This is a genomic window from Streptomyces sp. NBC_00510, assembly GCA_036013505.1.
Taxonomy (GTDB): Bacteria; Actinomycetota; Actinomycetes; order Streptomycetales; family Streptomycetaceae; genus Actinacidiphila.
In genome coordinates, this window is sequence record CP107851.1 from 2,324,707 (window position 1) to 2,339,724 (window position 15,018).

General features: G+C 68.1%; 9 protein-coding genes. All 9 read right to left on the reverse strand.

Features of this window, described 5'->3' with window-relative positions:
* Positions 1-68 precede the first annotated feature (68 nt).
* Positions 69-3,620, reverse strand: coding sequence for a helicase-related protein (locus tag OG937_10295; protein WUD72058.1), 3,552 nt, complete (start codon positions 3,618-3,620; stop codon positions 69-71).
* 241 nt (positions 3,621-3,861) lie between these two features.
* A complete protein-coding gene (locus OG937_10300; protein WUD72059.1) occupies positions 3,862-4,452 on the reverse strand; it encodes a hypothetical protein in 591 nt (196 codons plus the stop codon).
* Positions 4,453-4,507: 55 nt separating this feature from the next.
* Positions 4,508-7,423, reverse strand: a complete 2,916-nt coding sequence (locus OG937_10305) for a hypothetical protein (GenBank protein WUD72060.1) — start codon at positions 7,421-7,423, stop codon at positions 4,508-4,510.
* Positions 7,424-7,873: 450 nt separating this feature from the next.
* Positions 7,874-8,182: a hypothetical protein gene (locus OG937_10310; protein WUD72061.1), complete on the reverse strand. Its 309-nt coding sequence runs from the start codon at positions 8,180-8,182 to the stop codon at positions 7,874-7,876.
* A gap of 154 nt (positions 8,183-8,336) precedes the next feature.
* Positions 8,337-8,840: a hypothetical protein gene (locus tag OG937_10315; protein ID WUD72062.1), complete on the reverse strand. Its 504-nt coding sequence runs from the start codon at positions 8,838-8,840 to the stop codon at positions 8,337-8,339.
* A 161-nt stretch (positions 8,841-9,001) separates the two neighbouring features.
* The gene (locus tag OG937_10320; protein ID WUD72063.1) at positions 9,002-10,684 is read right to left on the reverse strand and encodes a DUF262 domain-containing HNH endonuclease family protein; all 1,683 of its coding nucleotides are present in this window, start codon (positions 10,682-10,684) and stop codon (positions 9,002-9,004) included.
* Between the two features lie 300 nt (positions 10,685-10,984).
* Positions 10,985-12,343 carry an AAA family ATPase gene (locus OG937_10325; protein WUD72064.1) on the reverse strand — a complete coding sequence of 453 codons (1,359 nt, stop codon included), beginning with the start codon at positions 12,341-12,343 and terminating at the stop codon, positions 10,985-10,987.
* Entirely contained in the window at positions 12,340-13,839 is a 1,500-nt protein-coding gene (locus OG937_10330; protein WUD72065.1) for a hypothetical protein, read from the reverse strand. Before OG937_10330 ends, OG937_10325 begins: the two co-directional genes overlap by 4 nt.
* On the reverse strand, positions 13,836-14,987 hold the full coding sequence (locus OG937_10335; protein WUD72066.1) for a hypothetical protein: 1,152 nt from the start codon (positions 14,985-14,987) through the stop codon (positions 13,836-13,838). Before OG937_10335 ends, OG937_10330 begins: the two co-directional genes overlap by 4 nt.
* Positions 14,988-15,018 lie beyond the last annotated feature (31 nt).

Genomic DNA, 15,018 nt, shown 5'->3' on the forward strand with positions numbered 1-15,018 from the left:
AGATTCCGAGGCGCTCGAACCGTGCCTCGGGTGGCGGTCGAGCGGATGAAACGTGTGGATCTTGTGTGTCAGAGGGGCTCTACGCCGCGGTCCCATTCGGCCTTCCACTTGCGGCGCAGGTCGTCGACGTACCTGTCCAGGACGAGGTCGGCGAAGGGGTTGAGCACGTAACGGACCCGGTCGTTCGACCCGTCGGGGGCGTCGGGGTCGACGACGACGAGCGCCAGCCGGTAGTCGGGCTCGGCGTTTTTGGCGTAGCCGACCTCGCTGGTGGTGACGGTGAAGTTGTCAGCGCCCAGCACACGCCCCTTGACCTCGATGAAGATCAGGTGGCCGTCGGGCTTGCGGGAACGGATGTCGAAGCCCTTGTTGGAGTGCGCCATCTCCTCGGGCACCCGGCCGAGCCGACGCTCGGCAGCCAGTACGACGTCTACGGCACGACGCTCGGTGACGGTGGTGTCCAGTGCGAAGCTGTCAGGTGTCGGCTGTTCGCCCGCGGCGCCCGGGACGACCGGCAGGACGAGCGCTGCGCTGATGATCTGCGGCGGGTGCACATTGACCTGGATTTCCAGGTCGAGCTCGCCTTGACGGCGTTCGAGCCGGGCCTCCAGCGACCGGGCGCGATCACGTGCGGTGGCCGGCGAGATACGGATCTTCTTGCCTGCCGCCTGCGCTTCGGCGAGCTTGATCGACTCGCCGTCCCAGTAGTTCATCTGAGCCAGCAGCCGCTGACGCACAAGCTTGCGCGTCCGCTCGAGAGCCGGGACGACGCGAGCCACGACGTTGGCGCGGTGCTCGGGCAGGCCGTGCTGGATCGCCCAGCTCTGGGCGATCTTCTCAACGCCGTCGGCAAGCCAGGCCGAGGACAGCTCGGAGTTGATGGCAAGGGTCAGTGCGGTGTGCTGCTCAAGGTTCAGGTCTGTGGGCAGGGACAGGTCGAGGTAGGGGGCGGGGCCTGCCGGCTGTGCGGTTCCGTCGGGCAGCACGGAGACGTACTCGAACCTCTTGCTGATTGCGGTGCCGCGCCCGTCCGAGAGCTGTTCAAGCAGGGCGAACACGAGTTGGGGAGTGGTGATGGTTCGGTCCAGGAAGGTCGCTCCACGAGTGAGGGCGTCGCCGTACCTGTTCAGGATCTCGGTGATGATCGCGTCCATCAGCGGATGACCGGGCGCTATGAGCTCGGCGTCCGGGCGGCCGGGCATCACCACGGCCGAGGGCTCGAAGGTGATGCGTCCATAGCGCGGGCTGACAGTACGCCGACCTTCTCGCAGGACTGCGGGCACCTGGGTCAGCTCGAACCGGTCCTTCTCCCGTTTGGAGGCCCGCCCGCCCAGGGCACGCAGGGACTCCATGACGAAGGCCTGCACGAAGTGGGGCTGCATACGCCGGGCGCGGGCCTCGTCCATCTGCCGGCGTAGCTCGGCCAACTCCTCCAGCCCGATTTCCGGGGTGGCCAGGGCGCGTTCCTTGATCAGCTCCTGCAGGCCGTCGGCCACGGACTTGTCGATGACCTGGTCCAGGTAGGCGCGGACCTCGGGCTGCTCGCCGTAGCGGATGGCTCGCATGAGCAGGTCACGCAGCGGCTCGTCTGCGAAGGCGTTCTCCCCCAGGACGTCGAAGACCTTGCCGCCGTAGGCGCGGCGCTGCTGCTCGATCTTGGTCAGCAGGCGCTGGAAGACCTGGCCCTCCCGGGTCTCGGAGGCCACGAGGTTCCACAGGCGGCAGACCTCGCGCTGGCCGATGCGGTGGATACGTCCGAAGCGCTGCTCGATTCGGTTGGGGTTCCAGGGGAGGTCGTAGTTGACCATCAGGTGTGCGGCCTGCAGGTTCAGTCCTTCACCAGCGGCGTCGGTGGCGATCAGGACGTGGCAGTGCGGGTCGTTGGTGAACTTGGTGCGGATCTCCCGACGAGCCTGTCGCGCGGTGCCGCCGTGGATGGTGCACACGGCATCCTCATCGCCGCCCAGCAGGGTGGTGATCCGGCCTGCGAGGTAGTTGAGTGTGTCGCGGTGCTCGGTGAAGACAATGATCTTGTGCGGGGCGTGGTTGCCACCGCTCAGGCCCTCTTCGCGGGCCTTGAGGACAAGGGAACGCAACTCCTGCCACTTGCGGTCCTCACCCGAGGCACGGACTTGCTGGGCGATCTCTTCAAGACGTGCCAGGACCGCGAGCTCGGTGTCCAGCTCGGCTGCGGTACGCGCGGCGGTAGCGGCGTCCAGGACCTCGTTCTCCAGCTGCTCCCGCTCGGCGGCGCCCAGCTCGTCGGAGTCGAAGTCGTCCGGGTCGAACGACAGCGTCTCGGGTGGGGGAACGAACGGCCCCGCCAGCGTCTGCTCACGGTGGGCGCGCAGGCGTGCGGCGCGGCGTCGGATCGACTGGTAGATCGCCTCGGGGCTCGACGCAAGGCGCCGCTGCATGACCGTGAGCGCGAAGCCGACGGTACGTCGCTTGCCGTCGGCTTGCTCGGCCCGGTTCATCTCCGTGCGTACGTACTCGGTGACCTCCTCGTACAGGCGCATCTCCAGCGGGGAGAGCGTGTACTCGACGGTTTCGGCCACCCGCTCGGGGAAAAGCGGCTTACCGTCGAAGGTGAGCAGGTCCTCCTTGATCATCCGACGCATCAGTCCGGTGGTGTCGGTGGAATGCACGCCCTGGCGGTATTGGCCGGCGAACCTGTCGGGGTCCAGTAGGGCAAGGAAGGTCTGGAAGTTGGCTTCCGACCCCGAGTGCGGGGTCGCGGTCATCAGCAGGAAGTGCCGGGTGATGCTGCCGAGCAGCTGGCCCAGCTCGTAGCGGCGGGTGCGCTTGAGTTCGTTGCCGAACCAGGAGGCGCTCATGCGGTGGGCCTCGTCCACGACGATGAGGTCCCACGCCGACTCCGCGAGTACGGTCTGCCACTCTCCGTTGCGGGCCAGCTGGTCCATGCGCGCGATCAGCATCGGGTTGTGCCGGAACGGGTCGCCGTCGCGGTCGGCGTCCGCCAGGTCGCGGGTCAAGATCGCCATCTCGATGCCGAACTTCTCCGCCAGTTCGGTCTGCCACTGCTCGACCAGCCCACCGGGGGCGACGATCAGGCAACGCTGCACGTCCCCGCGCAGCAGCAACTCCTTGAGATACAGGCCAGCCATGATCGTCTTGCCGGCACCTGGGTCGTCCGCGAGCAGGAAGCGCAGGGAGCCCGCCTGGGCCAGCAAGGTGCCGTAGACAGCGCGGATCTGGTGGGGCAGCGGGTCGATGTCGCTGGTCTCCACTGCCAGCATCGGGTCCGACAGCCCCGCGTGCCGCATACGCAGCGCCTCAGCCGCCAGACGGAACTGCCCGGGGTCGGCATCGAACGACCACCGCGACTTCGGCGCTTCAGGCTGCAGCGCAGCAATGTCATCGGGAAAGAGCACCTGATCGGTCAGCTTCCCGATGTCGTCACGGATCGTGACCTGCAGGGCATCACCGATCGGCGTGACAGCCACGATCGTGGCCGCCCCCGAGGCCAGCCCACTCAGACGAACCCCAGGCTCGACGTCATCGGCGCGCATAGGTTTCTTCTCCCCCCACAACCAGGCGCCAGGAGACCTCGACGCCGACCGCCTTAGAAGTCGATGCTTCCTTGGAGACGCAGTCACGCGTGCCCGGCGTCACTGACGAGCACAGTCAGAACACGGGACGTGTAGCATTCAATCATCTTCTCCATAGAAATTTCACATGCTGGCGTTGATCAGGATTGGGCGCCGGCGCTGCGACTGATGGCGCCCCCGGCCAGTGAGACGGCGAAGAGACGCCAACCCGTCGAGCGGGATGTGGCGCCTGGTTCGGCAGATCGTGCCCGGCCATCTGCAGACCTGACCGAACCAGCGCCGCTCCTGGTCAGCCGACTGGCTCCAACTTGTCCGGCCAACCGGTGATCGCCCCGGTGTCGCGCAGCCGGTACAGGTCCGCCATGAGCTTGGCCCGTGCCGCTGAATTACCCCCCGACCAGCCGAAGAGAGAGATGGCTGCGGCAACGGCCTGCTCGGCGCCGAGGCCGCGCGGCCGGTCTTCGACGAGGCCGAGCAATGCGCGTTGACGCTCGACGGGTGCGACGTGCTCGACTGGCCGGCGGGTGAGCCCAGGCAGCGGCCAGCGGGCGTACGTGCAGGGCCGGTTGGGGATGTCGAGGAAGTCGCCGGTCTCGTTTATACGGCCTTCATCTCGCAGCCGGTCCGCCGCCGCATTCACGGACGACTTCATTCTGACCGGCCGGAGCGCGTACAGCAGTTCGCCCAGGTGTCGCAGGAGCACCTCCCGGTGGATCGGCCCCTCGGCCTCGACGACCCGGTACACGGCGTCGACGAGTGGGGGCTTCGGGATCCCGCCGTGAGAGCCGGCGGTCGGGTCGAGATCGATAACGTCGGCGGGCTGGTACGGGACCGCCCAGTCGCCGTGGTCCGGAACGGAGCGGGAGGTGCGGTGTGGCACGAGAAACCTGATTCCTCTCGGTGTTGTCTGAGGTCGGGGGCAGTTCGGCGCGTTGTCAGATGTTCCCCTCTCGCTCCTCCGCCATGGACGCCTCGGGAAACTCCTCGGCGGGCCTCTGCCGATACCTGGTAGCGGACGCATAGGCGTCCAGTCCCGCTGCGGCCAGGGGCGACAGTCGAGCTGTGTCATGGGCGCCGTGCAGCCGCAGCAGGACGTGGTCCTCGGCGACCAGGCAGTCGGTGTAGGGCAGGGTGCGGGAAAGCAGCCGCCCGAAGTCGTCGCAGGCCGTCGGCACGTCGACGTTGGGGAGCCCAATCCAGACGTGCAGCGTGCCGTCCCGGATGGTCAGCTCGGCGTCAATCTGGGTGCCTGCTGCTTCGGCCGCCTCACCGCACCACGTCAATGCCTCGTTCAGCGCGCCGAGGTGGACCGGCAGCGGCAGGAACGTGCCTTGGCGCATGTCGTCGCGGACCGTGACCCCGGTACGCGGGGCTTGGTCGCGCCACCAGTCCTGCACGATGTCTCGTACGGACGCGGCCCAAGGCCCGGTTCCGGCTGCACGCCGGACAGCGTCGGAAGCATGGCGCCGCACCGTGCTGCCGGTGTCGGTGCCCGGATCCGCGGCCATCCGGCGCAGCAGGGAACGCGGCCCGTGCCGGGCGTCGTCGACGATCTTGCGGTACAGCTCCCGCAGCGTCTCGCATGCTCTCTTGCCGTCCGGACCGAGCAGGGCCGTGACGCGGTCGGCCCAGGCGACGAACGCCTCGGTGTCGCCGGTGGCGAGGAGGTCGGTGCCGAGGTCGCCGCGAGCGACGATGCGGGCGCGCTGCCGTTCCGAGGTCGGGCCGAGGCCATCGAGCTGGGCACGCAGCAGGTAGCCGAGCAGGTCACGTTCCGGGTCGAGGAGGGCGTCGACGAGGTCGTCGGCTGGTGCGCCGAGGACGTCGAGAATGGCCTGGGCGGTCGCCTTCTTGGCCTCCGGTTTCCCGGGCGTACCGGGCAGTTGTTCGGTCCACTGGTAAACGCGGCCACGTGTGTCGCGCAGTACGACCGTGGCCGTGAAGCTCTTGAGGTGGTCCGGCCCCGAGAAGTCGTACTCGTAGTCGTGGGCGACGCCGTACGTGGTGGCCATGGTGGCGAGGACGGTCACCGGGTCAAGGGGGTGCTCCAGCCCGTCGAGCCATTCGTCGACGACCACGGGCCGCCGCAGCAGCAGGCCCGGCCCCCGCGTGCGCCAAGCCGCAGCGACGACCGCCTGGGCGGCGTCCGACACCGTCGTGCGACCCTGCCCGCTCTCTCCGTGGCTGGTCAGCAGCCCTTCCGCCAGGTGGAGGGCCGCGCCAAGCCGGGCGGTGTCCTCGTCCGCGGTGGTGTGGATACGGGCCTCGTCCTCGTCGGGGGTGAGCCCCTGTGCCAGGACGCGACGTGCCCTGACATGCGCGGCAAGGTAGGCGATGACGTGCGAGCCCTGATGCGCGAGGAGCTGATTGTTGCGCTGATGTGCGGCAGCCACGGCAGCCTGGTTCTCAAGGATCCACGAAGCGTGGGTGAGGGCTTGGGCGAGGAGTCCGTCCGCCCGGTGGCCGACCTCGAACATCGCCGCCAGGTCGTTGACGGCGTCAAAGTGACTGTTCCCCGGCTGCGCATACGGCAGCGGACGCAGAGTCCGGTCCGTGGTGAGTGTCGTTTTCTGCCCCTTGCCTACCGGCCCGGCCGCCTGTGGGTACCGCTCCAGGAACGCTCGGGCCGCGGCCGCCCGTGCGGCCTTCTTCGACGGCCCGGTGCCCTCGGCTGTACGACCTCTGTCGGTGCGGGCGATGGCACGGAAGGCCTTTTGGTGGTCGGGCCCTTCCTCGTCGTAGTCGTAGCTCAGCCCTTCCTTGTAAAAGGCCGTGTGAGCCAACGCAACAGGATCAGCATCGGGCTCGGCCGACGGGCGGTCCAGGTCGCGCCAGACGGCGGCGACGAGCCGGCGGGCGACGTCGTGCTCGCCGAAGATGCTGAGCGCACCGAGGATCTGACGGCCGACCCCTTCGAACACGGAACGGGCGGGCTGCTGCGCCTCGCCTGTGCCCATTCGGGCCAAACTGTGGTCGAAAATCCATTGGCCCAGCGCGAGGTCGGCCGCATGACGGCGCCGGACGTGTTCGGCTGACTGCTCGCCCGACTTTTGTGGGGCGGCCCACCGTGCGTAGGCATCGAGCAGGATCACGTCGAGTGTGGTGGCCCCAAGCCGGTCCAGCAGGCGAAGAACATAGGGCGTGACCTGGTCGGCCTGACAGCTCTCATATAGGTGACTGCGGTGTTCGGCGGCCAGCCCTAGCCACGCGGTCTCCTCCGCCCCTGGGCTCCACTGCCCCACGGCCTCCCGTACGGCCGCGCTCACCGCAGCACCGGGCTCGGCGACCAATTCTTCCGGCGGTGCGGGGAGCGGCGGGTACGTGACGTCGCGGGCAACCGTCCGTCGTCCGACCCGCTGGTAGGGCCGGACGGGCTCAGGTGTGCGCTGGTCGCCACGGGACGCAGACCGTGCGGGCCGGGCAGGAGCGCTCCGACCTTGGCCCGCGGGCTCGGGCCGAGCCGGCCGGGTCCGCCGAGGCTCGTGCTTCGCAGGCGTCGACTTGCGAACGTCCTTCTTCCGCGCCCGGTCAGTCCGTGAACCGTCGATGCGGTCCAGCGCGTCGCGCAGGTCTGCGACAAGCCAGCCAGGCAGCCCCTGGGGCGGCTCAACCCCGTTGAAGAAGGCTCCGGCCAGGTCCATGCAGTACGTGTACCGATCCCATTCGGAGCGTTGCGCGTACGCCTGACCGACGCTGCGCAGCGCCGCCCGCATCCGCGCGTACGACACCTGCCGTCCGCCGATCACGTACGACGTCCGCTGCCGCGCCGCCTCGATGGCGAGCGCGATCCGGTGCACGGGTGTCGGCGCCGCGGTTTCCCGCAGCGACACGATGCCGACCCAGCGGTTCATGTCCCTCCCCCTTGCAGGCCGCACGATCCGCCCATACCGGCACGCGTCACCGCGCTCCCCCCGGCATACGGACGGCCCTCCCCGGGCTGTCCCCAAGTGGTCACGCCGAAGCCGCACCACAGAGGCGGGTGAGGTCGGGGCGACCGCGTGAGCAGCGTAGTGGCTTGTGCATTCATGGTGAACAGCCCTGGCAGAAGCTGGCGCGGCGCCCATTCCTGATCAGGTGACAGGCGTCGGCCTGTCCGGCCGCACGGCTGCCGGCGTACCTCATCCGCTGGCGGCGGGACTGAGCTTGTCCTGCGATCTTGTTCCGCTCGTCTTCGTTCAGTTGAGGGCTTCCCCGGACTTCTTGGCGGACTGCGTCTTCTTCTTCGCCAGTTTCCGCTCCGTCTGCCTCTTCTCCCGGGTGAGCCGAATCCGCCGCTCGCGCTGCATCTCCTCCGGGGTCAGTCACATGTTGGCATGCGCGACCACGTGGGGTAGGCGCAGGCCACCCTCACCGCTGTTCTTGACGCGTGAGGCCGCGAAGGCATTGCCGCGGGCATCCGTGGCGTTCTTCGACCGCTTCCCCTGCGGTTTGACGGGTACAGGCCTCGCCGGGTTTCGACGGCTTCTCACCAGAGCAGCCCCCAGTCCGTTGCGCCGTCGCTCGGCGTCACGGGCGAACTCCAGGTCCTGTAATGCGCGCAGGCGCCAGAGTTCCTGTTGCTGCTTGGAAAGCCGCTTCGCGGTATTGCTGGACTTGACCGCGCACTTCACCGATGGCCAGAATTATGATGCAGGATCAGGTGGCTGATGTATCGAAGATTGACCGCGCCCTACTCTGCCAGGTACTCACCGGCAGAGCATTAGTGTGGCTGCGGACATTGCATCCCAAAGCACCTTAACCGCGACTTATACGGGGTTTCTTGAACTACTCACTCATCAGGCCCCTCTGCCCCCATGTAGGGCCCCAGTTCCCCGACCCGTTGGCATGCCAGGCGTCAGTCACGCCGTCCCTGAAGTCATTGAGTACCCCGACAGGGATGGTCACTCCTTCGCCGTACTCCTTCAGGGAGACGTTGTACTCCCGGAGGACGACGCAGCGTTCGCAGTCGTCATCGCGAATCGTGGAGACGTGAATCTCCATGCCGTCGGACATATAGACGCGGAAGTGGTGCTCAATTTGCCCCCGCCGCTCCCTTTGCCGGGCGGCATCCTCGACAACTTCCAGGAAGTCATGGAGCTCCATGAGAGGGATGGTCACCCCTGCGCCGTACTCCTTCAGGGAGGCGTTGTACATCCGGCAATCCACAAAGCGTTCGTAGTCGTCATCGCGAATCGTGGAGATGTGGATCTCCTTGTCAGTGTCCACATCGCGGATGCGAGCGTGAATGTCCCGCTCCTCGTCGCCCTCCTCGTAGTCGTCGTCAGACATCGCTGCCCCTCTCTGATAGGTAGGCACATGGTTGGTAGTCCAGTCCCAATGGCGCCCGCCGACCAGCTAGCCGCCCGTTGCAACACCGAGCCACTAGAACGAAGGCCGGGTGGCCGCGCACCACCCACCGAGCCGTCGGTCGGCTAAGCTCCGCCGGACAGTCAGTCCGGGAGAAGACCCCACTCGGTGGCGAGCCGGCCGACGAGTTCCTCCTGCCGCTTCCGCAGCAGTCCCGGCGTCCACTCGGTGGCATGCATCACCTCGATGGTCAGGGCAAAGAGGGATGCGCCATGCTTGCCCGTGAAGTACTTGCCCTTCTTCTCGACGAAGTCATAGTTCTGGGCGTAAGCATTCTTCGCCCGGTTGAGCAGTACGAGATTGCCGAGCCGGTGGGTCCAGTGAGCGCGCTGCTCGTCATCGAAGTCCTTGAGCCACTGGGAGCCCGCTTTGGGGGACTGCGGTAGCACGTGTTCGACGGTGATCACCTTGTGGTCGTAGACCACGCCAGAGGCGGCCGCCAATAGCTCATCCAGCCGTAGCAGGATGTACTTGCGCGTCTTGGTGACTGAGTACACGTCACCATTCAGGCGGGCAAGAGTGTCGGCCTTCTCCTCCTCCGTGAGCTGGAGGGAGGACGATGCCAGGCCCCTGCCGGCGTCCAACTCGCGTATGAGGTCCGCGTAGCGAGTCACTCGCGGGGTTGTGTAGACACGTCGGATGAACATGCTAGCCGACAGCCGCTCCAGAGCCCGGAAGAAATGGTCAAGCCACTCGGGATTGTCCGCGTAATTGCGCACCGCCCAGAGGGCCGCGGGCCGCCAGTCGTTGTTGTCGATCTGCCCAAGCCTCTTGAACCAGGCGTTGACTTTCTCCGCGCCGTTCGGCGCTGCGTAGTTCGCATCGCGGATCTGCGCATACGCGTCCGCATATGGTACGACAACATCATTGACGAACGACTCGGCCCGGCCGGCCAGGTACTGGCTGAGCACCTGGTCGTGAAACTCCCTGAGCAGTTCCCGCTCGGCCCGTCGCCCGGAGAACACCATACGGAGGTGAAGGAACAAGTCGGCGAAATCCTCGCGCCCGAGTGCCTCCTCCGCGTCCTCCCACTTGCGTGCGCACTCCTCGGACTCCCTGGCCCCGAGGGCGCCGATGATCCGCGCCTTGAAGATGTCGGTCGGCGAAAGGTCCAGTCCTCGGGAGTTCATCACGCTGAAGATGCGGTGTGCGCTGTCGAGGTCCGGTGTGCTGACTACGACCAAGTATGTTCGCTGGGCGAGCATCTGGCCCAACTGCAGCCGCCTCCCGTCCGGCCAGCTGGACAGGATGCCCTTCAGGGCCGCTGCATTGCGCCGCACGGCCTTCTGAGCATCCGTGGGCAGCGTGTGCTCCTTCAGCTCGAGCAGTGCCGTAATGGCCCCAGGGGTCTGGACGTAGTCCCCGAAGAACCCAGCGTCGCGTTTGCGTAGCCTGAGCCTGGGTTTCGGCGCCAACCCGAGCATCTGGTCGCCCGGCTCAGTGACAAACTTGTCCAGAGACCCCTGCACGTTCGAATTCTCAGCCAGGTCTCGTAGGACCGACAGCAGGATGGTGAGGGTGGTCAAGCGCTGTTGCCCATCGATGACCTCGGCCTTGGGAACGCCCTTCGTCTTCACCAGTACCACTGAGCCTAGGAAGTACGGCTCGTCCGAGCTCCGGTCCAGTGATTCCTCCAGATCGGAGAGCAACTGAACGGCCTGCTCGACGTCCCAGGCATAGGGCCGCTGGTAATCTGGTATTCGGAAGTCGTAGTCGTGACTGAACACCTTGTGCAGAGGGACTTCCTGCGCCTCAAGCTGCTGCATCCGAACATCATGCCAGGAACCAACCCTCGAGTGCCCTCGGAGTCCCTACTCCAGTAGCCCAGTTGTTTTCGTGCGAGTGCCTCGACAGACAGACAGCACCGTGCTGATCAGGGACCGCATGCTTGCCTCTTCTAAAGGCTCGGTCCATCGTCCATCACACGGCTCCGAGCTGACGCGTTCCGCCATCGTGCCACGATGTGGGGCCAGCGGTTCAACCTCAGTGCCCCGTCGAGCGGGAGTTCTGTTCGGCACGTTGCGAGGGGATTGACACCTGGCCGCCTCGGCAACCCTGCCGTTCGTTCAGCCGCCCGGGACGCTGTACTCCGTCTGTCCCAGGTGCTGCAGCACGGTCTGGTGGGCCCGCCACCCGTCGGGGAACTTCGGCGGGACGTCCAGGTAGACCGGTGAGGTGGACGGGTGGCGGTCGAGGAGGTCGCGGATGCCGGCGCGGCCGATGACGATGCAGGCGTGGCGGTGTCGGGAGAGAAGGACGCAGAGGCGCCCGGTTTCGAGATGGAACGCACTGGCGTCGGCGCGACCGGACAGGGGGTGCCAGACGAGGGTGACGTCGAACTCTCGGCCCTGAAGGCGGTTGGCGGTGTCGACTGTAACGTCAGCAAGGTGGGGGCCTTGACGGTCGAGGTGTTCGCGGACCGCGGCGACCTGGTCGTTGTGGGCGGCGCCGATGGCGATGCGGGAAGCGGTGAGCTCGGAGGCTTCGCCGGACGAGTACGTGACGGCGCCCCGCTGGAGCAGGCGGTTGGCGGTGTCGGCGAGGGCGGCAGCAAGCTCGCCGTCGGTGCGCAGGGCGTGGCGGTGGGGCAGTTCGAGGTAGCCCCAGCCGGTAGCGGCAGCCTTTTCGAGGACCTGGTCGATCGGGATGCCACCGAGGGCGGAGGTGGCCAGGGTGAGGATCCGGTCGCCGTCGCGCGTGCCGGGGGTGAAGGGGTAGAAGGGGTAGAAGGCCTGCTCCACCAGAGGCGCGGCGGAGGCTGGCAGGCGCCAGGAGATGGGCAGCTGGTGCAGGGGCATGCCGGGGTTGTGGGCGAGGGCGACGTCGACGGCGTTGCGCAGCGGGTCCCAGGTGAGGCCGGCCCAGCGGTCGGTGTCCACGGTGGCGAAGGGATCGAGCTGGCCGGGGTCGCCGACGAAGAGGGCGTGGTCGAAGAGTTTGGCGGTGCGCAGCAGCGCGTCGGAGCGCATCTGGTAGGCCTCGTCGACGATGGCCCAGTCCCACGAGGCATCCTTGACGAAGGCCCACTTCGCCGCGGTGGCGACGACGACCGGGAAGTCCCGCAGGTCGCTGACGTCGGCGGACAAGGCGACGTTGTCGAGGTCGAGGATCCGGCGCGGGGCGGTGTAGCCGCTGGCGTGGAGGCGGCCGATGCGCAGGTCGGGGCGGTCGGTGGCGAGGCGGGTGACGAGGTCGTCGACCTGTTCGTTGGTCTGGGCGACGATCATGACGGGGCGGTCCTGGTCGGCGAGGTGTCCGGCGGCGCGGACGACGAGGGTGGATTTGCCCGCGCCGGGCGGCGAGTCGACGACGATGCCGCGTTCGCCGGTGGTGTCCAGGTCGTGGAGCACGGCGGAGACCGCGGCGTCGGCTCGAGCACCGGGGCTGTCCGGGCTCTGAGGGGCGGGGGACGTCGGTGTGGTCATTCCCAGACCTCCTGGGCATCGTCGTCGGTCGGCTGGTAGCCCTCGCGCGGGCCCCCGTGCGTCCAGGGGACGTCGGTGTCGTCCGGAACGGAGGCCGTGGTGAAGTGGCCGCCGAGGACGGTGTAGAGGAGTTCCTCGCCGAGTTCGGGGATGGCGCCGGGAAGTGCCGGCGGTTTCTGCTTGCCGAGCCCGCCGGAGAGTTCGAGATCGACGTGGAATCCGTCCTCAACCTCGCGGATGCCGATGACCACGGCCTTCTGGCCGGTGCGGGCCGGACTGCGCACGTCCTTGCCGTCTCCGGTGCGAGGCCTGGTCTCGGTTCGGAGCGTGATCAGGGGCCGGAACACCGCGCGCTTGGGACCTTGGACCATGCGCTCGGCGTCCCTGGCCACCACCTGGCCGGCAAAGGCGGCGCCGTCGAGTTCGTACTCGGCCATGACCAGCGGATCGTCGAAGGCGCGGTCGGTCTGGTAGCGGGCGACGGCGTCCTCGAGGCGGGCGAGGCGGCGGGCGGCGCCCGCGGCGTGGTCGCGGCGCGGCTGTGGTGCTCCGCCCTCGGCGATGTACTGCGAGCGCAGGGTGAAGGCGGTCCGGTCGTACGCCCAGCGGTCGGCGACGCTCCGGCCGGCCGGCAGGTCGCGCAATAGGTCGATGCCGTGCCACATGTCCTGCCAGGTGAGCTGCAGTTGGGTGCGCAGTTCTGTTTCGAGGTTGCGGACGGCGGCCTGGCGCTGCTCGTCGTCGCCTGCGCTGGCGGCGTCGTAGGCCGCGATCAGCTCGACCAGCTTACGGTCGAAGAGCGGGTCGGTAGCGGGGCCGGCGGGCGGGTGCTGGCCCGGGTCCTCGGCGAGGAGAGCGGCTTCGGGGCCGGTCAGGTCGGACGGCGGGTCGATCCAGCCCAGAGTTGCGGCCAGGTTGCCGTCCTCGCTGCTGCTCTGACCGGTGGCCCAGTGCGCGGTGAGCAGCCCCGTCATGCTCAGCAGCAGGCTGGAGCCGGGGAACTCGCTCTGGTCGCAGGCCCAAGTCAGCCAATTGCCGAGCAGCGGCACGGCCGGGTCGACGGCGTGTTCGCCGGTGGTGCGGCGCAGGCGGGTGGAGCGGCCCAGGAGCCGAGTGAAGGCCAGACCGCCGGGGTTGGGCAGGAGGATCTGCGGGGCGTCGGCGTAGCGTTCGCGGGTTTCCTTGCCACGGACAGCCGCATAGGTCTCGGTCTGCTCACGGCACGAGTCGAGATACGGCAGGAGCAGCGCAGCGAGTCGTTCGGTGAAGCGGAAGCGCTGGGTGCGGTTGCGCGGCTGGGGTACGACGAGCAGGTGCGGCTGGTCGCGGTCGGTGCCGGCCATGGCGGCGAGCGGCGCGCAGGCCTCACCGGCCAGCTTGAGCGGGATGAGGACGAAGGGCCGCTCGGCGATGTGGGTGTGCCGCACGGTGGTGACCGGCTGGGCTCGACCCGCCTGCTCGGCACGGAGTTTGGCGAGGGCGGTGAGGGTGCTCATGCGGCGCCTCCGGTCCGGCGTGCGCGCAGACGGTCGGCGGCGCGGAGGCGCTCGACGATGTCGGCCTGGGTGGGGTCGGGTTCGAGTGCGGCGTCGATGAGACTGAGCGCGGTGCGGGTGGAGTCGATTCCGGGCAGCTCGTTGCGCACGGAGGTGCCCAAGCGGGCCGGTTCGCAGGCGGTGGTGGCCTGGTCCCGGCAGTACTGGGCGAGTTCGCAGAAGTCGAGGCAGGAGGGGCTGTAGGCGGCGGTGAGGTCGTCGAGGGCGTCGGCGAGTTCCCGGCCGGTACGGGCCGGGCTGCCGTCCCGGCCCACGGACAGGTCGAAGCTGGCGTCGGCCGGGAGCATGGCGGCGAGGTCCTCGGCACGGTCGAGGCGGCCGAGTTGGAACTCGATCGCGTCGAGTTTCTGGCGCAGGTCGACCAGACTGCCGTACGGCTGGTTGGCGAAGTCCTTGGGGCAGATGAGCAGGAACTGGTGGGCGACGGCGTCGGCGGCCGCCTGCGCGTCCAGGCCGACGGCAAGGAGGGTCTGGCGCAGCGCCATGACGTAGACGGCGGCCTGCTTGGCCGCCTCGGCGACCTTGCCCGGGTCGGCCTGTCCGTCGATCGCGGCGAACGACTTGATCTCGGCGATGTAGAACCTGCCGCCGATGCGGTGGGTGACGGCGTCGGGCTCGAGGTAGGCGGTCTGCCCGGCGACCTGGAGGGTGAGGACAGGGTGGTCCAGGATCAGACGCTCGTCGGTGCCTTTCGTGACGCGACCCAGCAATCGGCGGGTCTCGGCGGCGCGGAGCTTGAGATCAGGGTTCTGGCCGACCGAGTTGAGGTCGGCCACCCCGGCCTCGCGGACGGGTACGTCGAGTTCCGTGCGCAGCAGGGTGAACAGGGCGGCGTAGCCATCGGCCTTGACCAGGTCTTCGAACGCGTTGCCCCGGGATATCGCAAACGGGGACTGCCCGAAGCGGGCGTCGAAGCCGACGCGAGCGGCGAGCGCGTTCTTGTCGACGCCCGCGGCGTCGAGCACAGCACGGCGGGCGCAGCCGGGGTTGGCGGTCAGTGCAGTGATCTTCCGCGCGGTGTACGCCTGCGGGGCGATCGGTCCGCGCAGGTGCGAGAGCCTGTCATCGGTGCTGGGCGGCGGCGCCATGGCATCTTCCTGGGTGGTGCGTGTGAGCAGT

Bases quoted from the DNA above. Each gene is read 5' to 3' on its own strand.
- OG937_10305 (WUD72060.1), bottom strand. From the start codon at position 7,423: ATGAACCGCTGGGTCGGCATCGTGTCGCTGCGGGAAACCGCGGCGCCG.
- OG937_10315 (WUD72062.1), bottom strand. From the start codon at position 8,840: ATGTCTGACGACGACTACGAGGAGGGCGACGAGGAGCGGGACATTCAC.
- OG937_10320 (WUD72063.1), bottom strand. From the start codon at position 10,684: ATGCAGCAGCTTGAGGCGCAGGAAGTCCCTCTGCACAAGGTGTTCAGT.
- OG937_10325 (WUD72064.1), bottom strand. From the start codon at position 12,343: ATGACCACACCGACGTCCCCCGCCCCTCAGAGCCCGGACAGCCCCGGT.
- OG937_10330 (WUD72065.1), bottom strand. From the start codon at position 13,839: ATGAGCACCCTCACCGCCCTCGCCAAACTCCGTGCCGAGCAGGCGGGT.
- OG937_10335 (WUD72066.1), bottom strand. From the start codon at position 14,987: ATGGCGCCGCCGCCCAGCACCGATGACAGGCTCTCGCACCTGCGCGGA.